Source organism: Mesorhizobium sp. M0778, assembly GCF_040320105.1.
Taxonomy (GTDB): domain Bacteria; phylum Pseudomonadota; class Alphaproteobacteria; order Rhizobiales; family Rhizobiaceae; genus Mesorhizobium.
The window spans coordinates 82,620-108,439 of record NZ_JAMYPA010000012.1; the positions used below are offsets into that span (position 1 = coordinate 82,620).

At 63.1% G+C, this 25,820-nt stretch carries 26 protein-coding genes; 10 read left to right on the forward strand and 16 right to left on the reverse strand.

What is annotated here, in order from left to right; all coding sequences use genetic code 11:
• Positions 1-12: 12 nt before the first annotated feature.
• The 3 genes from smc to NKI22_RS18275 form a co-directional block, all read right to left on the reverse strand.
• Positions 13-3,471 carry a chromosome segregation protein SMC gene (gene smc, locus NKI22_RS18265; protein ID WP_352914246.1) on the reverse strand — a complete coding sequence of 1,153 codons (3,459 nt, stop codon included), beginning with the start codon at positions 3,469-3,471 and terminating at the stop codon, positions 13-15.
• 117 nt (positions 3,472-3,588) lie between these two features.
• Positions 3,589-4,317, reverse strand: a complete 729-nt coding sequence (locus NKI22_RS18270; protein WP_352483701.1) for a DsbA family protein — start codon at positions 4,315-4,317, stop codon at positions 3,589-3,591.
• Positions 4,318-4,446: 129 nt separating this feature from the next.
• Positions 4,447-4,947, reverse strand: a complete 501-nt coding sequence (locus tag NKI22_RS18275) for a DUF721 domain-containing protein (RefSeq protein WP_352914250.1) — start codon at positions 4,945-4,947, stop codon at positions 4,447-4,449.
• Between the two features lie 56 nt (positions 4,948-5,003).
• Between NKI22_RS18275 and mutY the strand changes: the two genes are divergently transcribed.
• Positions 5,004-6,116, forward strand: a complete 1,113-nt coding sequence (mutY, locus tag NKI22_RS18280; protein ID WP_352914252.1) for an A/G-specific adenine glycosylase — start codon at positions 5,004-5,006, stop codon at positions 6,114-6,116.
• Positions 6,117-6,131: 15 nt separating this feature from the next.
• Positions 6,132-6,743 (forward strand): HAD family hydrolase, encoded by a 612-nt coding sequence (locus NKI22_RS18285; RefSeq protein ID WP_352914253.1) that lies wholly within the window; start codon positions 6,132-6,134, stop codon positions 6,741-6,743.
• A gap of 65 nt (positions 6,744-6,808) precedes the next feature.
• On the opposite strand, the gene NKI22_RS18290 is transcribed toward NKI22_RS18285, so the two are convergent.
• Positions 6,809-7,942: a site-specific DNA-methyltransferase gene (locus tag NKI22_RS18290; protein WP_023716941.1), complete on the reverse strand. Its 1,134-nt coding sequence runs from the start codon at positions 7,940-7,942 to the stop codon at positions 6,809-6,811.
• A 178-nt stretch (positions 7,943-8,120) separates the two neighbouring features.
• Here NKI22_RS18290 and NKI22_RS18295 point away from each other — a divergent pair, with 178 nt between their 5' ends.
• A complete protein-coding gene (locus NKI22_RS18295; RefSeq protein ID WP_352914256.1) occupies positions 8,121-8,810 on the forward strand; it encodes an HAD family hydrolase in 690 nt (229 codons plus the stop codon).
• A 38-nt stretch (positions 8,811-8,848) separates the two neighbouring features.
• Here the strand turns inward: NKI22_RS18295 and NKI22_RS18300 are convergent, their stop codons facing one another.
• Complete coding sequence (locus tag NKI22_RS18300) at positions 8,849-9,553, reverse strand: hypothetical protein (RefSeq protein ID WP_352639123.1); 705 nt, start codon at positions 9,551-9,553, stop codon at positions 8,849-8,851.
• A 128-nt stretch (positions 9,554-9,681) separates the two neighbouring features.
• Between NKI22_RS18300 and thrC the strand changes: the two genes are divergently transcribed.
• The 4 genes from thrC to NKI22_RS18320 are packed head-to-tail and all read left to right on the forward strand — an operon-like array spanning position 9,682 to position 15,889.
• Positions 9,682-11,079 carry a threonine synthase gene (thrC, locus tag NKI22_RS18305; RefSeq protein WP_352914257.1) on the forward strand — a complete coding sequence of 466 codons (1,398 nt, stop codon included), beginning with the start codon at positions 9,682-9,684 and terminating at the stop codon, positions 11,077-11,079.
• Between the two features lie 14 nt (positions 11,080-11,093).
• Positions 11,094-12,386 (forward strand): M16 family metallopeptidase, encoded by a 1,293-nt coding sequence (locus NKI22_RS18310; protein ID WP_023716937.1) that lies wholly within the window; start codon positions 11,094-11,096, stop codon positions 12,384-12,386.
• 15 nt (positions 12,387-12,401) lie between these two features.
• Complete coding sequence (locus NKI22_RS18315) at positions 12,402-12,998, forward strand: GNAT family N-acetyltransferase (RefSeq protein WP_023716936.1); 597 nt, start codon at positions 12,402-12,404, stop codon at positions 12,996-12,998.
• 2 nt (positions 12,999-13,000) lie between these two features.
• Positions 13,001-15,889, forward strand: a complete 2,889-nt coding sequence (locus tag NKI22_RS18320; protein ID WP_023716935.1) for an EAL domain-containing protein — start codon at positions 13,001-13,003, stop codon at positions 15,887-15,889.
• A gap of 23 nt (positions 15,890-15,912) precedes the next feature.
• Here NKI22_RS18320 and NKI22_RS18325 read toward each other — a convergent pair whose 3' ends face one another.
• A complete protein-coding gene (locus tag NKI22_RS18325) occupies positions 15,913-16,521 on the reverse strand; it encodes a YqgE/AlgH family protein (protein ID WP_023716934.1) in 609 nt (202 codons plus the stop codon).
• Positions 16,522-16,668: 147 nt separating this feature from the next.
• Between NKI22_RS18325 and NKI22_RS18330 the strand changes: the two genes are divergently transcribed.
• From NKI22_RS18330 to NKI22_RS18340, 3 genes are all read left to right on the forward strand, one after another.
• Complete coding sequence (locus NKI22_RS18330) at positions 16,669-17,475, forward strand: protein-disulfide reductase DsbD domain-containing protein (protein WP_023716933.1); 807 nt, start codon at positions 16,669-16,671, stop codon at positions 17,473-17,475.
• An 83-nt stretch (positions 17,476-17,558) separates the two neighbouring features.
• Positions 17,559-18,059: a peroxiredoxin gene (locus tag NKI22_RS18335; RefSeq protein WP_352589027.1), complete on the forward strand. Its 501-nt coding sequence runs from the start codon at positions 17,559-17,561 to the stop codon at positions 18,057-18,059.
• 146 nt (positions 18,060-18,205) lie between these two features.
• The gene (locus NKI22_RS18340; protein WP_023716931.1) at positions 18,206-18,685 is read left to right on the forward strand and encodes a DUF2938 domain-containing protein; all 480 of its coding nucleotides are present in this window, start codon (positions 18,206-18,208) and stop codon (positions 18,683-18,685) included.
• Between the two features lie 5 nt (positions 18,686-18,690).
• Here the strand turns inward: NKI22_RS18340 and NKI22_RS18345 are convergent, their stop codons facing one another.
• The 10 genes from NKI22_RS18345 to NKI22_RS18390 all read right to left on the reverse strand — a co-directional run bounded on the left by NKI22_RS18345 (position 18,691) and on the right by NKI22_RS18390 (position 25,809).
• A complete protein-coding gene (locus NKI22_RS18345) occupies positions 18,691-19,284 on the reverse strand; it encodes a histidine phosphatase family protein (protein ID WP_352958664.1) in 594 nt (197 codons plus the stop codon).
• Between the two features lie 42 nt (positions 19,285-19,326).
• Positions 19,327-19,854, reverse strand: coding sequence for a ribonuclease HI (rnhA, locus tag NKI22_RS18350; RefSeq protein WP_023716929.1), 528 nt, complete (start codon positions 19,852-19,854; stop codon positions 19,327-19,329).
• On the reverse strand, positions 19,851-20,813 hold the full coding sequence (locus tag NKI22_RS18355; RefSeq protein ID WP_023716928.1) for a homoserine kinase: 963 nt from the start codon (positions 20,811-20,813) through the stop codon (positions 19,851-19,853). The genes rnhA and NKI22_RS18355 overlap by 4 nt, the downstream gene beginning before the upstream one ends.
• A gap of 5 nt (positions 20,814-20,818) precedes the next feature.
• Positions 20,819-21,820 (reverse strand): 4-hydroxy-3-methylbut-2-enyl diphosphate reductase, encoded by a 1,002-nt coding sequence (ispH, locus tag NKI22_RS18360; protein WP_502897702.1) that lies wholly within the window; start codon positions 21,818-21,820, stop codon positions 20,819-20,821.
• A gap of 107 nt (positions 21,821-21,927) precedes the next feature.
• Positions 21,928-22,683 carry an SURF1 family protein gene (locus NKI22_RS18365; protein WP_352547565.1) on the reverse strand — a complete coding sequence of 252 codons (756 nt, stop codon included), beginning with the start codon at positions 22,681-22,683 and terminating at the stop codon, positions 21,928-21,930.
• Positions 22,680-23,066: a DUF983 domain-containing protein gene (locus NKI22_RS18370; protein ID WP_023716925.1), complete on the reverse strand. Its 387-nt coding sequence runs from the start codon at positions 23,064-23,066 to the stop codon at positions 22,680-22,682. Before NKI22_RS18370 ends, NKI22_RS18365 begins: the two co-directional genes overlap by 4 nt.
• Positions 23,067-23,177: 111 nt before the next feature.
• Positions 23,178-24,059: a cytochrome c oxidase subunit 3 gene (locus NKI22_RS18375; protein ID WP_023716924.1), complete on the reverse strand. Its 882-nt coding sequence runs from the start codon at positions 24,057-24,059 to the stop codon at positions 23,178-23,180.
• 1 nt (position 24,060) lies between these two features.
• Positions 24,061-24,693: a cytochrome c oxidase assembly protein gene (locus NKI22_RS18380; protein WP_352547562.1), complete on the reverse strand. Its 633-nt coding sequence runs from the start codon at positions 24,691-24,693 to the stop codon at positions 24,061-24,063.
• Positions 24,694-24,700: 7 nt separating this feature from the next.
• Positions 24,701-24,868: a cytochrome c oxidase system small membrane protein gene (locus tag NKI22_RS18385; protein WP_023716922.1), complete on the reverse strand. Its 168-nt coding sequence runs from the start codon at positions 24,866-24,868 to the stop codon at positions 24,701-24,703.
• Entirely contained in the window at positions 24,865-25,809 is a 945-nt protein-coding gene (locus NKI22_RS18390) for a heme o synthase (protein ID WP_352483710.1), read from the reverse strand. The genes NKI22_RS18385 and NKI22_RS18390 overlap by 4 nt, the downstream gene beginning before the upstream one ends.
• Positions 25,810-25,820: the final 11 nt, after the last annotated feature.

Here is a 25,820-nt window from a genome sequence, read left to right on the forward strand (position 1 = left end):
TAAGCTGATGCTTCAGCTTGCCTCGCGCATGGCTTCGGCAGCCTGCAGGTCGACCGACACCAGTTGGCTAACGCCTTGCTCGGCCATGGTTACCCCGAACAGCCGGTCCATGCGCGCCATGGTGATCGGGTTGTGTGTGATGATGACGAAGCGCGTTTCGGTGGTTGCGGCCATTTCGTCCATCAGATTGCAGAAGCGTTCGACATTGTGGTCGTCGAGCGGGGCGTCGACTTCGTCGAGCACGCAGATCGGCGCCGGGTTGGTCAGGAACACGGCGAAGATCAGCGACATCGCCGTCAATGCCTGCTCACCGCCGGACAGCAGCGTCATCGTCTGCGGTTTCTTGCCGGGCGGGCGCGCCAGGATCTCGAGCCCGGCTTCGAGCGGATCGTCGGACTCGATCAGTTGCAGCTCGGCGGTGCCGCCGCCGAACAAATGCGAAAACAGCCGCTGAAAATGGCCGTTGACCACCTCGAAGGCGGCGAGCAGCCGCTCGCGGCCTTCGCGGTTCAGGCTGTGGATCGCCTGCCGCAGCTTGCGGATCGCCTCGATGATGTCGTCGCGCTCGGAGACGATGGACTCCAGCCGGTCCGATAGTTCCTTCTGCTCTTCCTCGGCGCGCAAATTGACGGCGCCCAACCGTTCGCGCTCAACCTTCAGCCGGTCGAGCTGACGCTCGATCTCGGCCATTTCGGGCATCGGGCTGTCGGGTTCGAGGCCAGTGTGGCGGATCACCAGATGCGGCGGCGTGTTCAGCGTTTCCTGGATGCGCGCCTCGACTTCCAGCCGACGCTCGTCGGCGGCGGTCAGCCGCTCTTCGGCGCGAACACGCGTTTCGCGCGCTTCGGCGAGCGACTGAATGGCAGCGGTCGCAGCCTTGTCCAGCTCGGACTGCCGGTTCTCCGCTTCCTGCAAGCGGTCACCTGCAGCTTTTCGCAGGCTTTCGGCCTCGGCGAGTTGCGACAGCAGGGCGCGCCGTTTGGCGTCGATCTCGTCGGGTGCGTCGGCCAGTTGCTCGCGCTCGGCCTCAGCCTCTGCCTTGCGTTCGCCGAGTGCCGCGATCTGCGTCGAGGCGTTTTCGGCGCGCTCCACCCAATTGCGCCGTTCCGCGCCGATCGCGTCGAGCCGGCGCGCACGTGCCTCGGCTTCTCGCCTCAGGCCCTCGTGAACGGCACGCGCATCGGCAAGGGCGGCGCGGTCGCGGGCGACGTTGGCCGCCGACTGCTCGAGCTGCAGTTGCAGATCGCCGAGATCGGGAGCGTCTTGCAGCAGCATTTCCGCCTCGACGAATGCCGCCGCCGTCTCCTCATGGCTGTCGACGATACGCGCGCGCGCCTCGTCAAGTGCTGCACGCCGGCTCGACAGTTCGCCGCCGGCTTTTTCGGCCTCAGCCAGCGTATTGCGGGCAGCATCCAGCCCATGCTGGGCGTCGCGCCCGGCCTGTCGGGCATTGCGTTCGGCCTCGCTCGCCTGGGCAAGCGCCTGTTCGGCCTGCGCAAGCGCCTGTTCGGCTTCGCGCAGGATGCGCGTGGCATGAACCGCTTCGGCATCGAGTTCGGCCAGCCGGTTTTTCTGCGCCAGCCGCTGCGCGGCGGCGGTCGGCGCATCGGCGCTGGCGGTGAAGCCATCCCAACGCCAGAGCGCGCCTTCGCGGCTGACCAATCGTTGACCGGGAGCAAGCAGCGTCTGCAACTTTCTTCCGTCGGCGGCATCGACAATGCCGATCTGGGCCAGCCGGCGGGCCAGTTGCGCCGGCGCGCGCACCACGCTAGCGAGGCTCTTTATGCGTTCCGGCAAAGCGACATCGCCGGGCTGGATTTCGCTCTGGCCCCAATGCACAGGCGCGCTACGATCAAGCGGCACGTCAAGATCTTCGCCAAGCGCGGCACCCAGCGCCGTCTCGTAGCCCCGCTCGACGCTGATCTGCTCCAGCACCGAGGGAAACAAATCGCCGCTCGCGGCGTTCAGGATCTTGGCGAGCGTGCGGGCCTCGGTTTCGATCCGCGCCAGTTCGGCCTTTGCGTCCTGAACCGGTGGGCGGGCGGCACTTTCGCTTGCGCGTGCCTCGGCGACCGCCTGTTCCGTGGCAATCGCGGCTCGTTCGGCCCCTTCGAGCAGCGCCTGCGCCTGTTCGACCAGCAGCCGCTTCTCGGCGGGGTCGGGCAGGCCGGCGACCCTGGAGACGATCTCCGACAGTTCGCGGTCGACATCGGCAAGCTGGCGGGCAAAGCGGTCGCGGCGCTCAGCGGTATCGCGCAGCGTCCGTTCAATCTGGTTGCGCGAGGCGGCCGCCTCCGCCCGTTCGGCGGTCAGCGAGGCCAGCTTGGCCTCGCTCGAAGCAAGCGTCGATGCCGCCTGCTCGAAATCCGCGCGGGTGCTGGCCTCGCGCTCGGCGGCGCCGGCGTTTTCGACATTGAGCGCGGCTTCTTCGGCGGCGAGGCGTTCGAGGGTATCCGCATTGTCGCGGACCATGCGCTCCTCGCGGGCAAGGTCGCCATCGAGCTGTTGCAGTCGGCGGTCGAGCTCAGCCTGGCGGGCGCGGATGCGGCCTGCTTCTTCCTCGATCTGTGCCTTAGCGATCGACAGACGCTGGAAGGCGGCGGCGGCGGCGGCTTCCGCATCGCGCAGGTCCGGCAGCCGGTGGGCGTTGATACCTTGTTCCCTAGCGGCAGCCATCTGGGCGGCAGCACGGTCGCCGACCAGCGCGGTGGCAATCGCCAGCGCCGAACGCGCTTCGCCTTCCTGCGTCTTGGCCAGCGTCCAACGCAGATGCAGCAGCGTCGCTTCGGCCTTGCGGATGTCGGCCGACAGGTTCTTGAAGCGCGAGGCCTGGCGGGCCTGGCGTTTCAGGCTTTCGATCTGGCTTTCCAGCTCGCCGACGACGTCGTCCAGCCGTTCGAGGTTCTGTTCGGCCGCCTTCAGCCGCAGCTCGGCTTCGTGGCGCCGTGTGTGCAGGCCGGAAATGCCGGCCGCCTCTTCCAGCAGTGCGCGGCGCGCCTGCGGCTTTGCCTGGATCAGCTCGCCGATGCGGCCCTGGCCAACCATCGAGGGCGAGCGGGCGCCGGTCGACTGGTCGGCGAACAGCAGCTGGACATCCTTGGCACGGGCTTCCTTGCCATTGATGCGGTAGAGCGAGCCGGCCTCGCGCTCGATGCGGCGCGAGACCTGCAACTCATCGGCGTCGTTGAAGGCAGACGGCGCAGTCCGGTCGCTATTGTCGAGGAACAGCGTGACTTCGGCGGTGTTGCGGGCCGGACGCGTTCCCGAGCCGGAAAAGATGACATCGTCCATGCCGGACGCACGCATGTTCTTGTAAGAGCTTTCGCCCATAACCCAGCGTAGCGCCTCGACCAGGTTCGACTTGCCGCAGCCGTTCGGCCCGACGATGCCGGTCAGGCCGCGTTCGATGACGAACTCGCCGGGTTCGACGAAGGATTTGAAGCCGAGGAGGCGAAGGCGCGAGAACTTCATTCGCGCCGACCCATAGCCAAGTTTCGCAAAACTGTTCCGCGGTTTTGCAAGGAGAACCAGCGGCAAGACAAAGAAGTGCGCACGCCGAAGCGCAGCCGCTTCGGCGCTGCCAAAACGTCAGAGCAGAGGGTCGATGATGGCCGACATTTCCGCAATCGACATCGCCCCTTTGTAGGTCTTTCCGTTGATGAAAAAGGTCGGTGTGGAATCGACCTTGAATTCGTCGGCGCCGCGCTTCTGGACGGATCTCACATCGTCCAGAAGCTTCTGGTCCGTCAAGCAGGCCTCGAAGGACTCCTGTGTAAAACCGGCAAGCTTGGCGATTTGCAGCAGTGCGTCCTTGGTATTGTTCACACCAACCCAGTTCGCCTGCTGCCTGAACAGCACGTCGACCATCGGGAAATAGTTGTCCTTGGAGCAGCGCGCCAGCATGAAACCGGCCTCGGCGCTGGGGTCGAACGGAAATTCGCGCAGGATGTAACGGGCCTTGCCGGTGTCGATATATTTCGTCTTCAGCTCCGGAAAAGTGGTCTCGGCGAAATGCGCGCAATGCGGGCAGGTCATCGATGCATATTCAACGATGGTGACCTTTGCGTCGTCCTTGCCGAGCTGCATGTCGGGCAGCGCGCTGGGCTTCAACAAGGCTGCCATATCCACCGTGCCCTGAGCTTCAGGCGCTTTGGCGGCGGCTGGAGCGGCCGGCTTCGCAGGTTCCGCCGGAGCCGCAGGCTTCACATCCTGCGCCTCGGCTTTCTCGCCGGAATCGCTGCAGGCGGCAAGCAGCGCCACCGCTGGTATGGCGGCGAGCGACGACAAGAGATTTCTGCGGGACAAGGAACGGATCATACGAATCACCTGGCAATAGTTGGATTTTGCAATGCAAAGGCTACAAAAAGCGAGAGTTGGCGCGAATTAAGGCATTGCCACCCCTATTCCAATCGGCAAATTCGAGCATGCCATCACGATAGCGCGAGATTACGGCTTCCTTTGGCCTAGAATGGTGGCGCCAAGCCGCTCCAGCGAGGCGCGCAGCCCGTCGTCCTCGATCAAACCGACAGTGCCCGACAGCTTCGCCTTCTCGGCCACGGTCAGCGGCCGCAAAATGGGTTTCGGCTTTTCCTTGCCAGTCATTACCGGTTTCTGCACGATCCTGATCCGGCCGATCGCATTGAAGCCGAGAAACGCATTGACCCGGTTGATGATCTCGCCGGTCTCGTGCTGCAGATGCAGTGCCGCCACACCCTCGCAGGCAATCACCAGCACCGCCGGCTCGAACGGATCGCCCTCGTGCATGCGGCGTGGCCACTGGATCTTTTCCGGGCGCGAGCGGCCGGCAAGCCGCGGCCCGGCAATCTCTTCCCACGACTGAACCAGCCCGATCGACATGCCGGCCCGCTTGCGCAGCACCGGATCGAGGATCTCGGTTGCGAGATCGCTCACCGGAACGGGATTGCCGAAGGGCCTTTTCCCTGCCATGTGCGTTCTCCAGTCACCAGCTTCAGCACTAGTGGATTAGGGCCGACCCTCGATCAATGGCACTGCACGACCAGACCCGCAAGGCCGTATCCGGAGACAATGGCGAGATCGCGTTCCGGCTGCTTGGCTGGTACGACGCGCATCACCGCGACCTGCCCTGGCGCGTTCCGCCGCGCGCGCTGGCAGGCGGCGCGCAGCCCGATCCCTATCTGGTCTGGCTTTCCGAGGTGATGCTGCAGCAAACCACGGTCGAGGCGGTAAAATCCTATTTCCGGGCGTTCGTGCAGAAGTGGCCAACTGTCGAGGCACTGGCGGCGGCACCGATCGAAGACGTCATGAAGGCCTGGGCCGGGCTCGGCTATTATTCTCGCGCCCGCAACCTCAAGGCTTGCGCCGATCTCGTCGCGCGGCTAGGCGGCCGCTTTCCGGACAGTGAGACCGGCTTGAAGGAACTGCCCGGTATCGGCGCCTATACGGCAGCGGCGATCGCGGCGATCGCCTTCGACCGACCAGCCGCCGTCGTCGACGGCAATGTCGAACGGGTCGTCTCACGGCTGTTTTCGATCGCCACGCCGCTGGGCGAAGCCAAGGGCGAGATACGCAGCCATGTCGAGCACCTGGTTCCCGGGACAAGGCCCGGCGACTTCGCGCAGGCGATGATGGACCTGGGCGCGACGATCTGCACGCCGCGCCGGCCCCGCTGCATGCTTTGCCCCGTCAGGCAGGATTGCAGCGCCACAATCTCGGGCGATCCCGAGCGCTTTCCGGTCCGCCTGCCCAAGGCCGAGAAACCCTTGCGCCGCGGCGCCGCCTTCGTCGCCGTCAGGGGCGACGGCGCCATCCTTTTACGCAAGCGCGTGGATAAAGGCCTGCTCGGCGGCATGACTGAGGTGCCAACGACCGGCTGGACGGCGCGCATCGACGGCGCCACAACGGAAGCGGCAGCCCCGTTCCCCGGCGACTGGCGGCAGGCCGGACGCATCGGCCATGTCTTTACCCATTTTGCGCTCGAACTCGACGTGTTCAAGGCGGAGACCGACAGCGTCGCCCCGGCCGGGCATTTCTGGTCGCTGGCCCATGAAATTTCCGGGGAGGCGCTGCCGACCGTCATGAAAAAGGTAATCGAAGCGGCGATACCGGGCGCGACGAAGAAGCAGCGTCCGCATTGAAAGAAAGAGAGAAGAATGTCCGAAATCCGCCACATCGTTTTCGACATTGGCAAAGTGCTGATCCACTATGATCCGAACCTGCCCTTCAGCCGCTTGATCCCCGATCCCGACCAACGGAAATGGTTCTTCGACAATGTCTGCACGCATGACTGGAACATCGAGCAGGATCGCGGCCGGACCTGGGAAGAGGCAGAGACGCTCCTGATCGCCCAGTACCCGGATCACGAACAGAATATCCGCAATTTCCGCCGCCATTGGCACGAAATGGCACCGCATGCCTATGATGACAGCGTAGCCATCATGGAGCGCCTGATCGACACGGGCCATGACGTGACGCTGCTGACCAACTGGGCTGACGATACGTTCCGCGAAGCGCGCGACCGCTTTCCGTTCCTGGAGCGCCCGCGCGGCATCACCGTGTCAGCCGAGATCGGGCTAATCAAGCCGGATCGCGCCATCTATGATCACCACGTCGCCGCGTTCGGCCTCGAACCGTCAGCCACGCTATTCATCGACGACAGCCAGAAGAATGTCGACGGCGCCAAGGCGGCCGGCTGGCAGTCGGTGCTGTTCACCGATGCAAAGACGCTCAGGGCGGACCTTGCGCGTCTTGGGATTAAAGTGTGATTTGAATCGCTTCCAGGGACTGGCTGAGCCTTCGCATTAACTGATCTGTCGCAACTCAGAAACCGTCAGGCCCCTGCCCGTTCCATGCCTAGCCGCGCAATGCGGCGAAGCTCGTCGATCGGGGTCAGTCCTCCGCTGCGCTCATAATGCCAGAAGGTCCATCCGTTGCAGGCGTCCAGCCCCTGTACCTCAGCGCCGATCTTGTGGATCGACCCGGCACTGTCGCCGATCGCCAGCGTGCCGTCGGCACGCACCTTGGCCGCCCAGCGCTTCTTGGCGTCGTAGAGCGTGGCGCCGGGTGCCACTAGGCCATTGTCGAGCAGGGTGACGAAGGCGACGCGCGGCTCGGCGCGCTTGCCGGTCAGCACTGTCAAATTGGCGCCGTCCAGCGGCCGGACCGCATCGATGCGTTCCATGGCGGCATCGATATAGGCTTGCTCACGCTCGATGCCGACGAAGTGGCGGCCAAGCCGTTTGGCCACCGCACCGGTGGTTCCTGAACCGAAGAAGGGATCGAGCACGATGTCGCCGGGCCTGGTCGATGCCGTCATGACGCGGGCAAGCAACGCTTCCGGCTTCTGCGTCGGATGCAATTTGTCGCCATTGTCGTTCTTCAGGCGCTCGCCGCCGGTGCAGATCGGAAACAGCCAGTCGGAGCGCATCTGAATGTCGTCGTTCGATGCCTTCAGCGCCTCGTAGTTGAAGGTGTAACCTTTGCCCTTCTGGTCGCGCGATGCCCAGATCATCGTCTCATGCGCGTTCTGGAAGCGACGGCCACGGAAATTGGGCATTGGATTGGTCTTGCGCCAGACGACGTCATTGAGGATCCAGAAGCCCAGGTCCTGCATCTTGGCGCCGACCCTGAAAATATTGTGGTAGGAGCCGATGACCCAGATCGTGCCGTTGGGCTTCAACACGCGGCGCGCCGCCAGCAGCCAGGCGCGGGTGAAGGCGTCGTAGGCCTCAAAACTGTCGAACTGGTCCCAATGGTCGTCGACGGCATCGACCTTGGATTGGTCGGGCCGGTGCAGATCGCCATCGAGCTGCAGATTGTAAGGCGGATCGGCAAAGATCACGTCGATCGATTTTTCCGGCAGCCGTTCCAGCGCGGCGACGCAGTCGCCCTTCAGGATCGTATCCAGCCACTCGGATTGCTGGGGAGCATCGGAAAGCTCGTCGAGAAGACGCACGGCAGACATTATGACACCCAAGGCACGCGTTACTGTTTACTGTCCGTTATGGTTACCGATCAGCGTAAATATTCAGTGAAGCATACTGCCGAATTTGCGAAGCCCGGCCTGTTGGTGTATGCCGCGCCGCCTGAGCCGTTTGGACCAAAGGGCCCTCGGCATTCCCTTCATCGCTTTCCGGATCACCATGCCCCAGCCAGATCTTGTCATCTTCGATTGCGACGGCGTGCTCGTCGATTCCGAAATCATCGCCGCACGCATCGATGCCGAGCTTTTGACCTCGGCCGGCTATGAGATATCGGCGGAGGAGATTTCCGAGGTCTATGCCGGGCTGACTTTCAAGGACATCATGATGCGGGTCGAGGAAAAGTCCCGGATCCCGTTCCAGGCCTCCCTGATCGACAAGGAGGAACAGCTGGTCGATCGCCGGCTGCGCAGCGACGTGCGTGCCGTCGACGGGGCGCACGAGGCTGTCGCCGCGGTAACGGTGCCGCGCTGCGTCTGTTCGAATTCGCGTTCGGAGCGGATCGAATTCATGCTGGAGAAGGTGCAGCTTTTGCCGTTCTTTGCCGGCCGTATCTTTTCGTCGCTGGAAACGCCGACCGGGAAAACCAAGCCGGCGCCGGACGTGTTCCGGTTCGCCGCGGAAAAGCTCAAGGCCGATCCTGCGAACACCTTCGTCATCGAGGATTCCGTGCATGGCGTCACCGGCGCCAAGACGGCGGGAATGCGCGTCATCGGCTTCACCGGCGCGGCGCACAGCTATCCCGGCCACGCCGATGCGCTGACCGAAGCCGGTGCCGAAACGGTCATCCGCCGCTGGGCGGAACTGAAAAGCGTGATCGCCGCGCTGTCGGAATGGTCGGCGGACGCCTGAGAGGCCGCCTCCAACCGCCGTGGCGCGAATGCACCGGCTCAGTTGGTCGCGGCGGCTTTCTTCTTCTTCGGCTTGTCCGACGCCCCTTTCGGAGCGCCCTCGTCATACCCGGCAAATGCCTGGTAGTCCCGCGCCGTCGGCTCCGGAACGACGACGTTGGAATCGGTGAAGACGAACTGCGTGGCACTCGAGGGATCGGTAACCTGGACCTGATAGGAGTGAAGCTGCGAATAGAGAACTTCGGTGCCGTGCATCACCGCGATACGGATCGGCATAGTGATGGTACCGGGGGCGAACATCGGACCAGGCACGACCTTGCCGGCAACGGCTATCTTCATCGACAAGGAGCCGTTGGCGCGGCTGCAGTCGCGGGTCACATCGGTGATCGAAGCCTGATAGATGATCTTGGCGGAATCGTCCGGCTGATCGACGCCTGCCGCGTCCGCTGCCGGCTGGGCGGCTTGGGCATCCTCGGCGGCAACATCGGTTTTTTTCTTCGGCTTCGGACCGCTCTTGGCGTAGATATTGAAGAAGGCGGTGCCGTCACGCAACGTCACTTTCGGGCAATAGGCCTGCAGCTGGCTGGAAAGCACCTTGGGGTCGGGTGGCGGTGGTGGCGTCGTATCCTTCTTGCCGAAGCCGAGAATGCCATTGTCGCTCGATTGGCAGCCTGCGGCAGCAAGCATAAAGCCGGTGAGCGCCAGACCCGCGACAAAACGACCGTTGAATGAATGAAACGCCATGAACTGCACTTCCCTCTCGCAAAGCCGGTGACGTATATCAACCGCGCGGCAAAAATGCGACTGAGCCAGCGCAGAAATCCACCACCTTACGGCGGGCGAAGATTCCCGGCAGCAATGGAAACGTGACGATGCAATATGTGAGTACCCGCGGGGAAGCGCCCGCGCTTGGATTCTCCGACGCGGTGCTGGCCGGGCTGGCCCGCGACGGCGGGCTCTATCTGCCGAGCGCCTGGCCGCATTTTTCCGCAGCAGAGGTCCGCGCCATGCGCGGCCTTGCCTATCCCGATCTTGCAATCCGCGTGCTGTCGCCGTTCCTCGGTGGCGAGATCGCGGCGCCGGTGTTCGAACGGCTGGTGCGCGAAGCCTACGCGACCTTCCGCCATGGGGCCGTCTGCCCGCTGGTGCAGAGCGGGCCGAACAGCTTCGTGCTCGAGCTGTTCCACGGCCCGACGCTCGCGTTCAAAGACGTGGCGATGCAGCTTCTCGCGCGGCTGATGGACCATGTGCTGGCCGAGCGCGACCAGCGCGCCACCATTGTCGGCGCCACCTCCGGCGACACCGGAGGGGCCGCCATCGATGCCTTTGCCGGGCGCAACCGCACCGACATCTTCGTGCTTTTCCCGCACGGCCGCGTCTCGCCGGTGCAGCAGCGGCAGATGACGACCTCGACCGCCGCAAACGTCCACGCATTGGCGATCGAAGGCAATTTCGACGACTGCCAGGGCCTGGTGAAGGACATGTTCAACGACCACGGTTTTCGCGACCGGGTGTCGCTATCCGGCGTCAATTCGATCAATTGGGCCCGCATCATGGCCCAGATCGTCTATTATTTCTCCTCCGCGCTGTCGCTTGGCGCGCCCGACAGGCCGGTTTCCTTCACGGTGCCGACCGGCAATTTCGGCGACATTTTCGCCGGCTACGCAGCCAAGAAGATGGGATTGCCGATCGAGCGGCTGATCATCGCCACGAACGACAACGATATTCTGGCGCGCACGCTGGCGACCGGCGAATACCGCATGAAAGGGGTCTTTTCGACCACGTCGCCCTCGATGGACATCCAGGTGTCTTCGAACTTCGAACGCTTGCTGTTCGAGGCGTCCGGCCGCGATGCCTCGACCGTGCGGCGCTACATGGACGGGCTCAAGCAGTCCGGCGCCTTCACCATCGAGGCCGGCGAAATCGCCAAGATCCGCTCCGAATTCGACGCCGGCCGCGCCACCATGGGCGAGGTCGCCGCCACAATCCGCACCACACTTGCGGTGAGCGGCTATCTGCTCGACCCGCACACCGCCACAGCCGTGCACGTGGCCGCCGGCAAAGCCGCCGGTGAGGTGCCGATGGTTGTGCTGGGCACTGCGCACCCGGCAAAGTTTCCGGCGGCCGTCGAAGCCGCCAGCGGCGTGTCGCCTGCCCTCCCCGCATGGCTGGGCGGGTTGATGAGCGCCGAGGAAAAATACACGGTACTTCCATCCGACCTGAAAATGGTGGAAGATTATGTCGGCCGCCACACGCGGGCGGCGCGTTAGGGAGTAATTGCCATATGGGTGTTGAGGTAAGCCGTCTGTCGAACGGCCTGACAGTCGCCACCGAAACCCTTCCAAGCCTCGAATCTGTTGCCCTTGGTGCCTGGGTCAAGTCGGGCGCACGCAACGAGCGTGACGAAGAGCACGGAATGGCGCATTTGCTCGAGCACATGGCTTTCAAGGGCACCAGGCGGCGAAGCGCCTTCGAGATCGCCTCGGAGATCGAGGACGTCGGCGGCGAGATCAATGCCGCGACCAGCGTCGAGACGACCTCCTATTATGCAAGGGTTCTGAGCGACGATGTGCCGCTGGCGGTCGATATCCTTTCCGACATCCTGCAGGACTCCGAATTCGATCCGCAGGAGCTGGAGCGCGAACAGCATGTGATTCTGCAGGAGATCGGCGCCGCGCACGATACGCCCGACGATGTCGTTTTCGATCACTTTACCGAGACCGCCTTCCGCCACCAGACCATCGGCCGCTCGATTCTCGGCACGCCGGAAACCGTCAAATCCTTCACTTCGAAGCAACTGCACGACTTCATCGAACGGCAATACGGCGCCGAGAACATGGTGATGGTGGCAGCCGGCGACATCAAGCACGACGATTTCGTGCGCGAGGTCGAAAAGCGTCTCGGCGGCTTCCGCGGCAAGGCCGACGGCACCATCCCGCAATATGCGCAATATGTCGGCGGCGATTTTCGCGAAGACCGCGACCTGATGGACGCCCAGATCGTGCTGGGTTTCGAGGGCCGTGCCTATCACGTCCGCGATTTCTATGCCTCTCAGGTCCTGTCGATGATCCTCGGCGGCGGCATGTCGTCGCGGCTTTTCCAGGAAGTCCGCGAAAAACGCGGCCTGTGCTATTCGGTCTATGCCTTCCATTGGGGTTTTTCCGACACCGGCGTCTTCGGGGTCCATGCGGCAACCGGACAAAGCGATATCGCCGAGCTGGTGCCTGTGATCATCGACGAGCTGCAAAAGGCCGGCGAAAACATCCTGCAGGAGGAGCTCGACCGGGCGCGTGCCCAATACCGCGCCGGGCTGATCATGTCGGCCGAGAGCCCGGCCAGCCGCGCCTCGCAGATCGCCAGGCAGTTGCTTCTGTTCGGCAGGCCGATCGCCAAGGAAGAGCTGATGGAGCGGCTGTCGGCGCTGACGGTCAAGCGGCTGACGGATCTGTCGTCGCGGCTTTTTTCGACGAAGCCGACGCTTACAGCCGTCGGGCCGGTGGGTACGCTCGCGCCCTATGAAGCGATCCTCGATTCGCTTTCGGGCTCGCAGACCACTGCCCGTAAGCTTGCCGTCTAAGCTTATTCGAGCGTCGTGTTCGCGCTCCCTTTCTTTCGCCGCGATCTGCCGGCACTGAAGGGCGACCTTGTCACGCTGCGTGTGCCGCTGACCAACGACTATCGCGAGTGGTCGGTGCTGCGCGGCGAAAGCCGTGCCTTCCTTGAGCCGTGGGAGCCGCGATGGACCCCTGACGAGCTCGACCGCACCGCATGGCGGCATCGTATCGGCCGCTACCGCGAGGACTATGCGCAGGGGACGGCGATCGCCTTCTTCATCTTCGAGAAAAGCAGCGGCAAGCTTGCCGGCGGTATCACCCTCGGCAATATCCGCCACGGGGTCGCCCAAAGCGGCCATATCGGCTACTGGATCGGCGAGCGCTTCAGCGGACGCGGCCTGATGACCGATGCCGTCAAGGTGGTGACGCGTTTCGCCTTCGAAACGCTGCGGTTGCACCGGATCGAAGCTGCCTGTATCCCCGATAACGCCCGGTCGATCCGCGTGCTTGAAAAAGCCGGATTCCGGCGCGAAGGACTGCTACGATCCTATCTCAGGATCAACGGCATCTGGCAGGACCATTACCTATACGCCCGAATCGCGGACGATCCGCCGGGCGTTGGAACAAAGGGCTGATTTTGACGAATTTTCTGCGCAACGGGTCGCTGCTTGCCCTTATGCTGGCGGCAATCGTAACGCTCTGCGCGGCATCCTCGGCGTTTGCGGTCGAACCGATCAAGATTGCCCGCGACGACGTGGCGCTCGACCTTTCGGGTGCCGTTGAAATCTACCGCAACCAGGGCGAGAATTTCCAAGTCTCAACGGCACCCGGCCCGGACGGCATCGTGCGGCGAATCGAGGTCGAGGCCAATGACGCGCGCTCGACCGGCGACTGGGCGGTGTTCGCGCTCGCCAATACCACCGATCAGCAGCTCGACAGGCTGATTGTCGCACCGCATTTCCGGCTGGTGAATTCCGGCCTGTTCTGGCCGGATCTCGGCTCGACCCGTATCGCCGCGATCACGCCCAGCGAAGGCTTTGCGCTCGACCGCCAGACCAGCCCCGACGCCGACGTGTTCCGGGTGACGCTGAACCCCGGAACGGTGATTACCTTCATCGCCGAGCTCGCCTCGCCCAAGCTGCCGCAGGTCTATCTGTGGGACCCCGAATCCTACAAGGACTCGGTCAATTCCTACACGTTGTTTCGTGGCATCGTCATCGGCATCGCCGGCCTGCTGGCGCTGTTCCTGACCATTCTTTTCGTCGTCAAGGGGACCTCGATGTTCCCGGCGACGGCGGCCCTAGCCTGGGCGGTGCTTGCCTATATCTGCGTCGATTTCGGCTTTCTCAACAAGATCATAGAAATATCCCCGGGCAATGAGCAGATGTGGCGCGCCGGAACGGAGGTGGCGCTTGCGGCGACCTTCGTGGTGTTCCTGTTTGCCTATCTCAACCTCAACCGATGGCACGGCCATTTCAGCTACGGCGCACTGGTCTGGATCCTCGGGCTGGTGCTGATCGCCGGCGTTGCCATCGTCGATCCGGCGGTTGCCGCCGGCATTGCCAGGCTGTCCTTCGCAGCCACCGCGCTGACCGGGCTCGGCCTGATCATCTTCCTCGGTATACGCGGTTACGACCGCGCCATCATGCTGGTGCCCAGTTGGGTGATGGTTCTGCTGTGGCTATGCGGATCGTGGATGGCAATCACCGGCATGCTGGACAACGATATCGCCCAGCCGGCGCTGGGCGGTGGGCTGATCCTCATCATCCTGCTGATCGGCTTCACCGTGATGCAGCACGCTTTTGCCGGCGGCGCCCTGCATCAGGGCCTGTTCTCCGACCTCGAGCGGCAGGCGTTGGCGGTTGCCGGATCGGGCGATACCGTGTGGGACTGGGACGTGCTGCGCGACCGTGTCGTCACTCGTCCCGACGTCAGCATTCAGCTCGGCCTTGCGCCCAACAGCCTCGGCGGCCCTGCCCGCAACTGGCTGCCGGTGCTGCATGCCGACGACCGCGACACGTTTCGTACGACACTCGACGTGGTGCTCGAGCACCGGCGCGGCCGGGTGTCGCAAAACTTCCGCCTGCGCGGCGCCGACGGGCACTATCACTGGTTTTCGCTGCGCGCCCGGCCGGTGATCGGCTCGGACGGCGAGGTCATCCGCTGCGTCGGCACCATGGTCGACGTGACGGAGCAGAAGAAGTCCGAGGAACGGCTGCTGCATGACGCCGTACATGACAATCTGACCGGCCTGCCCAACCGCGAGCTGTTCATGAACCGGCTGGAGGCGATCATCTCGATCGCCCGCACCGAAGAGAAGGTGCGCCCGACCGTCTTCGTCATCGACATCGACCGCTTCAAGCAGGTCAATGACGGGCTCGGCATCTCGGCCGGCGACACCATCCTTTTGACCATCGCGCGGCGGCTGCACCGGCTGCTCAAGCCGAAGGATTCGCTGTCGCGATTTGCCGGCGACCAGTTCGCGCTGATGCTTTTGTCGGAGCAGGATCCGGCTCGCATCGCGGCCATTGCCGATGCCATCAAGCACGCCATCAACAACCCGATCACCTTCGCCAAGCGCGAGATCGTGCTGACTGCCTCGATCGGGCTGATCACCTGGACCTCCACGCAGACCTCGGCCGAGGACATGGTCAAGGATGCCGAGCTTGCCATGCATCAGGCCAAGCGCTTCGGCGGCGACAGGATCGAGCCGTTCCGGCCAGCCTTCCGCACCGTCGGCACCGACCGGCTGCAGTTCGAGTCCGATCTGCGCCGCGCTATCGAACGACGCGAATTCACGCTTGCCTACCAGCCAATCGTGCGGCTGGAGGACGGCAGCGTTGCCGGCTTCGAAGCGCTGCTGCGCTGGGACCATCCGCGTCGCGGCATGATCCCGCCGGCGGATTTCATCCCGGTCGCCGAAAACTGCGGCCTGATCGTGCAGCTTGGCCTGTTTGCCATGCAACAGGCTGCCGAAGACCTGGCAGGATGGCAAAAGCAGATCGGCGATGCGCCGCTGTCGGTCTCGGTCAATCTGTCCAGCCGTCAGCTCATCCGCCGCGACCTGGTCAGCGACGTCCGCTCGGTGATCGCGCGGGCCAATCTGAAACCGCGCTGCTTCCGGCTCGAACTCACCGAATCGCTGGTGATGGACAATCCCGAGCAGACCGCCCATGTGCTGACCAAGCTGAAGCAGCTTGGCATCGGCCTGTCGCTGGACGATTTCGGCACCGGCTATTCATCGCTGGCCTATCTGACGCGCTTTCCATTCGACACCATCAAGATCGACAAGAGCTTCGTCGACGACGCGACGCCGAAACGCGCGGTGCTGCTCAAATCCATGGTCAACATGGCGCATGAACTCGGCCTGTCGGTTGTCGCCGAAGGCATTTCGGACGAGAGCGATGCGCTGGAGTTGCGGCAGATGGGCTGCGAATACGTGCAGAGTTTCATGTTCGGAGCGCCGATGCCGGGCGACCAGGTGCTGAAGACGCTGAAGGAACAGTATCCGCTCACTCAGGCGTGACAAATTTCGGGACGTAATGAGGTTCAGGCGTGACCGGCAGCCAGGCTGAGATGCGCGAGATCGATGCCGATCGAGGCAAGGATCCGGTCGTATTTGCGGTCGATGTCGGCGTCGAACAGAAGCTCGGCACTAGCCGGGCAAGTCAGCCAGCCATTCTCGACGATCTCGTTTTCAAGCTGACCCGCACCCCAGCCGGCATAGCCGAGCGCCATCAGAGCCCGCCGGGGTCCGCGGCCGGAGGAGATGGCGCGCAATATGTCGACGGTCGCAGTCAGGCAGACGTCGTCGGACACGGCGAGCGAGGATTCCACCCGGTAGTCGCCCGAATGCAGGACGAAGCCGCGGCTGCGATCCACCGGTCCGCCATTGCGCACGACGAAGTCGCGCGCCGGCGGCGGCAGGCGAATTGCCTCCAGTTCGTTCATGATGCCGAGTTGCACGAGCAGGTCCGGAAACAGCATCTGCTGCGTCTGGTTGATGATCAACCCCATCGCGCCTTCGTCGCTGTGCGCGCAAATGTAGATGACGGAGCGCGTGAAGCGGTCGTCCTTCATGCCGGGCATGGCAATCAGGAACTGGTCGTCGAGAAAGCCGGGTCCTGCGGCCGTCTTTTTATGACGCAACAAATCCATGACCACAGCGTAACGCGTTTCCAGGGCGCCGAAAAGATGGGCGGCGCCCGATTTGATCAGGCTCTTAAGTCAAAGGTCACGCAAATATGATGCCGGCGGCGTCATGAAATCATTGTGCGGCCATCAACAGACGATCAAATCATTGCCATGCAAAGCTTGAAAATCCTGCTGCTTGGCGTGGCCATTGGGTCGGCGACCTGCCTCCCCGCCTCAGCCTCCTCGTCGGCCTGGTACAATAGCGAAGGCGGCCGGGTGCGGCTGGTGACGAGCGGCAAAGCCGACGAGGCCGGGCGTCTCCAAGGTGTCCTCGACATTGCGCTGAAGCCAGGCTGGAAGACCTATTGGCGCGATCCGGGCGATGCGGGCGTGCCGCCACAGATCGACATCTCGGCCAGCACCAACATTGCCGACGCGACGCTTTCGTTTCCGCCACCGCAGCGCCACGATGACGGCTATGGCAAATGGGCCGGCTACGACCACCCGGTTTCATTGCCGGTGACGTTCACGCTTGCTGCACCCGGCCAGCCGGCCGTCATCGATGCGGACATCTTCCTCGGCATTTGCGAAACCATCTGCATCCCGGTGCAGACAAGGCTGACCATCGATCCCGGCGCCGATCCCGACAACGCCGAGGATGCGGCACTGGTCAAGGCAGGCCTTGCAACTCTGCCCGCCACGGCAACGCCCGATTTCGGAATAAACGTACTGCCGGGCGATCACGAAACCCTGATTGTCGAAGCGAGCTTTCCGGGCACTCCCGAGGCCGCCGACTTCTTCGTTGCCGGCGAACGCGACTACATGTTCGGTGCCCCGACCCGCAGCGAAAAGGATGGCAAGCTGATCTTTACGGTGCCGATCCTCGACAGGCCGTCGACAACGCCAACCGATGGCGGCCTTCACTACACACTGACAAGTGCCGCTGGCGCGGTCGAAGGCCTGCTGCCTTTTCCGTGATGCCAACGTCTGGACGGTTGCCGGGCGCGCCTTAGTTCGCTATCGCAAGGACACTCCCTTTCCATTCTCAAGCGAGGACCATCATGACGATCTCCGTTGGCGACAAACTGCCGGATGCGACCTTCAAAACAATGACCGCCGACGGTGCAAAGCCGATCACGACGGGCGAGATATTCTCAGGAAAGACGGTCGTGCTGTTTGGCGTTCCAGGCGCTTTCACGCCGACCTGCAGCAATAATCACCTGCCGGGCTACCTGGATAATTACGACGCCATCCTGGCGCGCGGCGTCGACACTATCGCCGTCGTCTCGGTCAACGATGTTCACGTCATGGGAGCCTGGGCTCGCTTCAGCGGCGGTGAAGGCAAAATACTTTATCTTGCCGATGGCAATGGCGATTTCGCCAAATCGGTCGGCCTCGACGCCGACCTCTCCAGCGGCGGCATGGGGCTGCGCTCGAGGCGTTTTTCGATGATCGTCGATGACGGCAAGGTCACCGCACTGAATGTCGAGACAAAGCCCGGCGTCGACGAGTCCGGTGCGGCTCACATTCTCGGACAGCTTTCCGTCTTGGCGACAGCCTAGGCCAGGGATGACAAAGGGCGCCTTCGAGCGCTACGCGTTCAAAGGATGCCGCCTTTTCATCGGCGCATGATCCTTCCGAAAGCCGACCCGGTTTTCAGGGCCATGCGTCGGCGCTTCGGGACTGCTTGCTTTTTGGGACCTCGGTTATGTCTGACATCTTTTGGCGCGCTGTCGCGATCGGTATCGGCGCAACCGCGCTTATGGATATCTGGGCGATTTTCCTGAACAAGGCGTTTGCTCAGCCGCGGCCGAACTGGGGGCTGGTCGGCCGCTGGGTCTGGCATCTCAGGGAAGGCAAGGTCTTCCATGACGACATTGGCGAGGCCTCGCCCTATGCGCATGAATCTGCACTTGGCTGGGCCTTTCATTATGCTGTCGGCATCGTCTACGGCATCATACTGGTCGTGCTGGCCGGAACGGGCTGGCTCACCGCGCCGACCTTCCTGCCGGCCTTTATCCTCGGCATCGTCACCGTCGGCGCCGGTTGGTTTCTGCTGGCGCCCGGCATGGGTGCCGGCTGGGCCGCTTCGAAGCGCCCCAATCCAATGCAGGTCCGCGCCCTCAATCTGGTGTCGCACACGGTGTTCGCGCTCGGACTGTTCGGCACCGCCCTGCTCATCCGATAGCCAAGTCAGCCGTCGCGGCGCTGCGCCGGCCTGTCGATCGGCTGCCATCCATGGATAACGCGACGCGCACCGGTATCGTATGCGAAGTAGTTCCCGCCGCCCGCTGGCTGATCCGCCTCGCGGTTGATTTCCCGACCGCTCAAAGAGAGCAGCAGGAGCGTTCCGACACCTCCGTGACCTATGAATGCGACGTCGACAGCGGCGTCGGTGCCTAGCACAGTGTCTACCTCGCTTAGAATACGACGCTGGGCATCGATAGCTCGCTCCCATCCACGAATGCTGCTGTTTGGATTGGCGAAGAATTGGTCGGCGACCGCTTCGAACTCGGAAGGCGGCAGGAAACCGGTTGCCGATCGGTCATTCTCATGCATCCCTTCCCTCACCTCGATCGCAAGGCGGAGATGCCTTCCGAGTATCTCGGCGGTTTCTATCGCCTTGCGTTCACCCAATGACACGATCCGCCGAATCGACCCAACCCACGGCTGATCGAGCATTGCCGATGTTCTCGCTCGCCCGAGGTCGGATAGTCCCCATTCCGCCACTGGAACGTTGGCATCGACCTGAACCTGGGGATGCGTGATGTAGTATGCGATCGGCATGATAGAGCTCTTCCTGCCAGAGAGCGGACCCGCAGCCGGAATTCAATAGCTTTGGGTCGAGCGCCGCGCCTTTGTGGTCGTCGGCTGCTTTGACTGCGAACCTGGTACTGGTGCCACAGTCTTGACGAGCCCTTTCTTGAATGGCGCCATGCCGAGCCGCGCCAATTCGTCGGCGCGCTCGTTCTCGGGATGGCCGGCATGGCCCTTGACCCAATGCCAGGTGACCTGATGGCGGTTACGCGCTGCATCGAGCTGCTGCCACAGCTCGGCATTCTTCACCGGCTGCCTGGCGGCCGTCTTCCAGCCGTTGCGCTTCCATCCGTCGATCCAGCTGAAAATACCGTCCTTGACATAGTTGCTGTCGGTATAAAGATCGACGGCGCAGGGCTCCTTGAGCGCATTAAGCGCCGAGATGGCCGCCAACAGTTCCATACGGTTGTTGGTGGTGGCAGCCTCGCCGCCCGACAGTTCTTTCGTCACACCGTTGAAGCGCAAGATCGCGCCCCAGCCGCCAGGCCCGGGATTGCCCGAACAGGCACCATCGGTGAAGATTTCAACGCGCTTGGTCATGTTAGTCCATATTCGGAAGGAGAGTTGATCGCCCGATGGAAGCGCATCCGGCGGATATATTCGGTCGGGTCGCGTTTCATCACAAGCCCGCCGTCCGGGACCGTCAGCCAGTCGTAGAGCCGGGTCAGCATGAAGCGCAGCGCCGAACCGCGCGCCAGCATCGGCAGCGCCGCTTTCTCGTCGCTGCTCAGCGGCCGCACGCTTTGGTAGCCGGCAAGCAACGCCGTGCCCTTGGTCAGATTGAAGGAAAAATCCTTCTCGAAGCACCAGGCGTTGAGGCACGTGGCAACATCATAAGCGTAGAGGTCGTTGCAGGCGAAATAGAAGTCGATCAGCCCGGACAGTTTCTCGCCGAGGAAGAATACATTGTCCGGGAAAAGATCGGCATGGATGATGCCCTGCGGCAGACCGTTCGGCCAGTTCCGCTCGAAATCGGCGAAATCGGCATCGACCTCGGCCGCCAATCCCGGCTCGACCTCATCGGCGCGGGCGTGGGCGGCGTTCCACAGCTTGCGCCAGCCATCGATGGCAAGGGCGTTGGGGCGGGTCATCGGGAAATCCGCGCCGGCGAGATGCAGTGCCGCCAGAGCCTTGCCGACCTCGCCGCAATGCCCAGCTGTCGGCCGCCGCAGCGATAGACCCTCAAGGAAGGTGATGATGACCGCCGGCCGGCCGGCAAGCGTTCCGATCACACCGCCATCCTGCGCGGTGACCGGGAGCGGGCACGAAATGCCCTTTCTGGCGAGGTGGGCCATGAGGCCCAGAAAGAACGGCAGGTCAGCCTTGTCGACGCGCTTCTCGTAAAGCGTCAGTATGTAGGAGCCGCTGCTGGTGTGCAGCAGAAAATTCGAATTTTCGGTGCCTTCGGCGATGCCCTTGTAGGACAAGAGATCGCCGACCGGATAGTTCCTGAGGAACGCGCCGAGCTCGCCCTCATTGACGTCGGTGTAGACCGCCATCGTTGCTACGCAGCCCCGTTGACGAAGGCCATGTCGGCTGCCGTCAGTTCGACATCGCGCAACACCCGCATCACCGGAAAATCCTCCGTCTCCGTCGCCGTCACGGCCAACTCGATGGTTACGTCGAAGCGCTGCCGGAAGGCATCGACAATCTCGTCGACGATGATCTCCGGCGCCGAGGCGCCCGCCGACAGGCCGAGTGTCGAGATGCCGGCAATGTCATTCCACGGAATTTCGGAGGCGCGCTGCACGAGAAGCGACATCGAGGCGCCGGCGCGTTCGGCCACTTCGACAAGCCGCCGTGAGTTGGAGGAGTTAGGCGCACCGACGACCAGGAAGAGATCGGCGCCGGCCGCTGTTTCCTTGACCGCCTCCTGGCGATTGGTGGTGGCATAGCAGATCGATTCCGCCGCCGGCGCGTGCAACTCGGGAAAACGTTGCTGCAGGGCGCGGATGATGCCGGCGGTGTCCTCGACCGACAGCGTCGTCTGGGTGACGAAACCGAGCGCTCGCGGGTCTGCGGGCACGAAGCTTGCGGCGTCGGCTTCGGTCTCGATCAGAGTGACCGCGCCATCCGGCAACTGGCCCATTGTGCCGATCACCTCAGGATGCCCGGCATGGCCGATCAAAAGCACGTGGCGGCCAAGCCGCTGATGGCGCATTGCCTGCTTGTGGACTTTCGAGACCAGCGGGCACGTCGCGTCGAGATAGAACAGGTTGCGGGACCGGGCGTCGCCCGGCACCGATTTCGGCACGCCATGCGCCGAAAAGACGACCGGGCTCTGGCGATGCTCGGGCGGGATCTCGGAGAGCTCCTCGATGAACACCGCGCCGAGGCTTTGCAGCCCTTCGACGACGTAGCGGTTGTGCACGATCTCGTGGCGGACATAAACCGGCGCGCCATATTTCTTGAGCGCCAGCACGACGATCTGGATGGCACGGTCAACGCCCGCACAGAAACCGCGCGGCTGGCAGAGCCGGATGGTCAGCGGTGGCTTTGTCTGCATGATTGCATCTTACGCTGATTGTAGGCCGGTTGATCGGACTATGACTTCTGAGCTCAAGGCGCGAAATGAGGTGTGCGGCCCTGCCCTGTCAAGGGTAGTGGCGGCGATCATTGGTCTTTCGCCGGGCGGCGGAGCCAGGAGATCAGGACACCGGCAAGGGCGACGGCAAGGCCGTACCAGGTTATCGCATATTGCAGATGGCTGTTCGGCAGGTCGATGACGGTGACGCCGCCGACGGGCAGCCCGCCGGGGTTGGCGGCGGCGTTCGCATCGATGAAGATCGGCACCAGCGCCGCACCTGCCGTCAGGCCGGCGCTCGAGGCCATCGCGTCACGATCTTTCCAGTAGAAGATGTTCTTCTGCGGATCATTGTCGGGAAGCATCATCGAGGGCTTGGCCGGCAGCGGGTTGCGGGCGAGCCCCGTCACCGTCACTTTGCCCGTCACCTGCCCCTGCGGCCGCTTGGCGGGGTCCTTGAAATCGTAGGGCACGAAGCCGCGGTTGATCAGCACGAAACGGCCATCCTCGAGTTGCAGCGGCGTGAAGACATCGAAGCCGGACTGGCCTTCCCAGGTGGCGAGGAAATGCCGTTCGCCTTGATGCAGGAAAGTGCCGGTCACTATCACCGGCGTGTAGTCCACGTCGCCGGTGGCAGCAAACCGCTTTTCGACCTCGGCCAATGGCACAGGCGCCGAATGCGTGCGCTGGTCGATCGTCTGGAGAAGGCCCTCTTTCCAGTGCAGGCGCTGAACCTGCCAGGTGCCGAGCGCCAGCAGGATCAAAGACACGACGATACCCAGGCCGAGCGCCAATGCGCGTTTCGGCCGCGACCGGCCGGCCACCAAACCTGATGCCTCGCTCATTCGCCGCGGTCCAGCCGGCCCTCGGCCGCCTTGTTGCGGTATTGCAGCGTCAGCAGCACGCCCTTGATCAGCCTGAGCGCCGCCAGGCACAGCACCAGCGTCAGCGGAATCCACAGCAACAGATGCAGCCAGAGCGGCGGATTGAGCGTCACCTCCATCCACAGCGCCAGGCCGACGACGATGAAGCCGATGATCAGAATAACGAACACCGCCGGCCCGTCGCCGGCATCGGCGAAGGAATAATCGAGGCCGCAATTGGTACAGCGATCGCCGACTGTGAGGAACCCGGAGAACAGCTTGCCCTCGCCACAGCGGGGGCAGCGGCCATGCAGGCCGGCCGAGATCGGATCGATTGGTGGCCAGATCGCCTTGTCGTCGCTCATGGGGTCATCCTAGGAGCATTTGCCGCAAAAGATAAGGCGGCCACGTCGCCGCAGCCGCCTTGTCTATTTCCTCGGCCCCATTTTCCTCGGGCCCATTTCCTCGGGCCAATGTCAGTGCGGTTCGATCATTGCGCCGTTCGATGCCCAGACATAGATCGAGGCAAACAGGAATAGCCACACCACGTCGACGAAATGCCAGTACCAGGCGGCGGCCTCGAAGCCGAAATGCTGCTTGGGCGTGAAGTCGCCCTTCATGGCGCGGATCAGGCAGACCAGCAGGAAGATAGTGCCGATGATGACGTGGAAACCATGGAAGCCGGTCGCCATGAAGAAGGTGGCGCCGTAGATTGAATCCCGGAAGCCGAATGGCGCGTGCATGTACTCGTAGGCCTGCACCATCGTGAACAGCATACCGAGGCCGACGGTCAGCACCAAGCCATTGATCAGCCCCTTGCGGTCGCCATGGATGAGCGAGTGGTGCGCCCAGGTCACCGTGGTACCCGACAAAAGCAGGATGACGGTGTTGTAAAGCGGCAGATGGAAAGGGTCGAGAACTTCGAGGCCCTTGGGCGGCCAGACGCCACCGGTGAAGGCGGTACGGGCGTATTGATGGACCTCGCCGGGGAACAGGCTGGCGTCGAAGAACGCCCAGAACCAGGCGACGAAGAACATCACCTCGGAGGCGATGAACATGATCATGCCGTAGCGCAGATGCAGCGACACGACACGGGTGTGGTGCCCCTCATGCGCTTCCTTGATCGTATCCGACCACCAGGCGAACATCGTGTAGATGACGATCAGCAGGCCGATGAAGAACAACCATGGATTGGCGATGTTGAAACCGAAGATGGGGAAATCGCCGCCCTTGAGATATTGCATGTAACAGACGCCGCCGATCGCGGTCACCAGCGCCCCGACGGAGCCCAGGAAAGGCCATGGGCTCGGGTCGACGAGGTGGTAGTCATGTTGCGGTTTTGCGTGTGCGTCTGCCATATCAACCCCCGAGGCTTGCTTCGGTATCTGAACTCTTGTTGCGGCGGCCGTCGGCCGGCACCGATGATGCGACCGGCTTGGTCTTGTCGACCGGGAACATCGTGTAGGACAGGGTAATCGTCTTCAAATCCTTCAATTCCGGCGCGTTGACGATGTCGGGATCGACATAGAACACGACCGGCATGTCCAACGTCTCGCCCGGCTTCAGCGTCGTGTCGGTGAAGCAGAAACACTCGACCTTGTTGAAGTAAGGTCCGGCCAGTTCAGGCTGTACATTGAAGGTGGCGCGTCCGGTGATGGGCCGGCTGAATTTGTTGGTCGCGCTGAAATGCGCCTCGGCTGTTTCGCCGATCTTGATGGTGATCGAGCGGGCGACCGGCTGGAATTGCCAGGGAATGCCGACAGTGTTGGCATCGAAGCGGATGGTGATGTCACGGTCGAGCACCCGATCGGCATATTGCTGGGTCGCCCGTTTAACGGTGCCGCCGTAGCCTGTCGCCTGGCAGAACATCGCGTAGAGCGGCACTGCGGCATAGGCCATGCCGATCATGCCGCCGAAGAACGCGATGCAGACGCCGGCGACGACGCGGTTCGTATTCTTCTTCGTAGGATCGGTGACTGTTTGCCTGGTCATGTTCAGCTCACATCGAACCGGTGACGCTGTGACCAAATTTCACGATGGTCGCGACGTAGAATATGACGACCAGCGCCGCCAGCGCGAAGCCGATTGCGGCCGAGCGATTGCGGCGGGCCTTCTGCTGACGGTCGGTCAGCGTGACCAGTTCAAGCTTCTTTTCGGCCATGCTCATGCTCCACCGATGGTCAGCGCGCGCGCGACGACGCAATCGCCAAGGTAGGCGGCGAAGATGGCGAAGAGATAGAGCAGCGAATAGCCGAACAGGGCCTTGGCCGGCTTCATCGCCCGGTCGTCATCGGCCATTTGCAGCACCTTCCACGCATACCAGACGAAGCCGGCGCCGAGCAGCAATGCAACGACGCCATAGGCTGGCGTGGTGAAGCCGAGAACCCATGGCAGCACGCCAACCGGTGCGAGGACCAGCGCATAGGCAAAGATCTGGCGTCTGGTCGAAGCCTGGCCGGCGACATTCGGCATCATCGGAATGCCTGCCTTGGCATAGTCCTCCGACTTGAAGAGCGCGAGTGCCCAGAAATGCGGCGGCGTCCACAGGAAGATGATCAGGAACAGCACCAAGCTTTCGAGGCTGACCGATCCGGTTACCGCCGCCCAGCCGATGACCGGCGGAATGGCACCGGCAGCACCGCCGATGACAATGTTCTGTGGCGTCCAGCGCTTCAGCCACATCGTGTAGATGACGGCATAGAAAAAGATGGTGAAGGCCAGAAGCGATGCGGCCAACCAGTTGACCAGCACGCCGAGCGTCATCACCGACAGAACCGACAGCACCAGCCCGAAGCTCAATGCCTCGCCAGGCCGTATGCGGCCGGCCGGCACGGGACGGCCGGCGGTGCGCGTCATCACCGCATCGATGTCTGCGTCATACCACATGTTGAGCGCACCGGACGCGCCGGCACCAATGGCAATAGCCAGGATCGCGATCACCGCCAGCAGCGGATTGATGGTCACCGGGGCGGCGACCATGCCGACAAACGCTGTGAACACCACCAGCGACATGACGCGCGGCTTCAGCAGGGCGAAGAAATCGCCCGCCGTCGCTTCCGACATGCGGAAGCCCGGCTCGTCAATCAGTCTGTCTTCGGCAAGGGCCATGCGTACTTAGA

What these genes read in the sequence shown, in the direction of transcription:
- NKI22_RS18355 (WP_023716928.1), bottom strand. Translation starts at nt 20,813, where the DNA reads ATGGCGGTCTACACCGACGTCAATGAGGGCGAGCTCGGCGCGTTCCTC.
- NKI22_RS18390 (WP_352483710.1), bottom strand. Translation starts at nt 25,809, where the DNA reads ATGGCCCTTGCCGAAGACAGACTGATTGACGAGCCGGGCTTCCGCATG.
- NKI22_RS18270 (WP_352483701.1), bottom strand. Translation starts at nt 4,317, where the DNA reads ATGATCCGTTCCTTGTCCCGCAGAAATCTCTTGTCGTCGCTCGCCGCC.
- NKI22_RS18380 (WP_352547562.1), bottom strand. Translation starts at nt 24,693, where the DNA reads ATGACCAGGCAAACAGTCACCGATCCTACGAAGAAGAATACGAACCGC.
- mutY (WP_352914252.1), top strand. Translation starts at nt 5,004, where the DNA reads ATGGCACTGCACGACCAGACCCGCAAGGCCGTATCCGGAGACAATGGC.
- NKI22_RS18330 (WP_023716933.1), top strand. Translation starts at nt 16,669, where the DNA reads ATGCAAAGCTTGAAAATCCTGCTGCTTGGCGTGGCCATTGGGTCGGCG.
- NKI22_RS18325 (WP_023716934.1), bottom strand. Translation starts at nt 16,521, where the DNA reads ATGGATTTGTTGCGTCATAAAAAGACGGCCGCAGGACCCGGCTTTCTC.
- NKI22_RS18275 (WP_352914250.1), bottom strand. Translation starts at nt 4,947, where the DNA reads ATGGCAGGGAAAAGGCCCTTCGGCAATCCCGTTCCGGTGAGCGATCTC.
- NKI22_RS18290 (WP_023716941.1), bottom strand. Translation starts at nt 7,942, where the DNA reads ATGTCTGCCGTGCGTCTTCTCGACGAGCTTTCCGATGCTCCCCAGCAA.
- NKI22_RS18365 (WP_352547565.1), bottom strand. Translation starts at nt 22,683, where the DNA reads ATGAGCGAGGCATCAGGTTTGGTGGCCGGCCGGTCGCGGCCGAAACGC.
- NKI22_RS18370 (WP_023716925.1), bottom strand. Translation starts at nt 23,066, where the DNA reads ATGAGCGACGACAAGGCGATCTGGCCACCAATCGATCCGATCTCGGCC.
- NKI22_RS18385 (WP_023716922.1), bottom strand. Translation starts at nt 24,868, where the DNA reads ATGAGCATGGCCGAAAAGAAGCTTGAACTGGTCACGCTGACCGACCGT.
- rnhA (WP_023716929.1), bottom strand. Translation starts at nt 19,854, where the DNA reads ATGACCAAGCGCGTTGAAATCTTCACCGATGGTGCCTGTTCGGGCAAT.
- NKI22_RS18285 (WP_352914253.1), top strand. Translation starts at nt 6,132, where the DNA reads ATGTCCGAAATCCGCCACATCGTTTTCGACATTGGCAAAGTGCTGATC.
- ispH (WP_502897702.1), bottom strand. Translation starts at nt 21,820, where the DNA reads ATGCAGACAAAGCCACCGCTGACCATCCGGCTCTGCCAGCCGCGCGGT.
- smc (WP_352914246.1), bottom strand. Translation starts at nt 3,471, where the DNA reads ATGAAGTTCTCGCGCCTTCGCCTCCTCGGCTTCAAATCCTTCGTCGAA.
- NKI22_RS18300 (WP_352639123.1), bottom strand. Translation starts at nt 9,553, where the DNA reads ATGGCGTTTCATTCATTCAACGGTCGTTTTGTCGCGGGTCTGGCGCTC.
- NKI22_RS18335 (WP_352589027.1), top strand. Translation starts at nt 17,559, where the DNA reads ATGACGATCTCCGTTGGCGACAAACTGCCGGATGCGACCTTCAAAACA.
- NKI22_RS18345 (WP_352958664.1), bottom strand. Translation starts at nt 19,284, where the DNA reads ATGCCGATCGCATACTACATCACGCATCCCCAGGTTCAGGTCGATGCC.
- NKI22_RS18310 (WP_023716937.1), top strand. Translation starts at nt 11,094, where the DNA reads ATGGGTGTTGAGGTAAGCCGTCTGTCGAACGGCCTGACAGTCGCCACC.
- thrC (WP_352914257.1), top strand. Translation starts at nt 9,682, where the DNA reads ATGCAATATGTGAGTACCCGCGGGGAAGCGCCCGCGCTTGGATTCTCC.
- NKI22_RS18375 (WP_023716924.1), bottom strand. Translation starts at nt 24,059, where the DNA reads ATGGCAGACGCACACGCAAAACCGCAACATGACTACCACCTCGTCGAC.
- NKI22_RS18340 (WP_023716931.1), top strand. Translation starts at nt 18,206, where the DNA reads ATGTCTGACATCTTTTGGCGCGCTGTCGCGATCGGTATCGGCGCAACC.
- NKI22_RS18295 (WP_352914256.1), top strand. Translation starts at nt 8,121, where the DNA reads ATGCCCCAGCCAGATCTTGTCATCTTCGATTGCGACGGCGTGCTCGTC.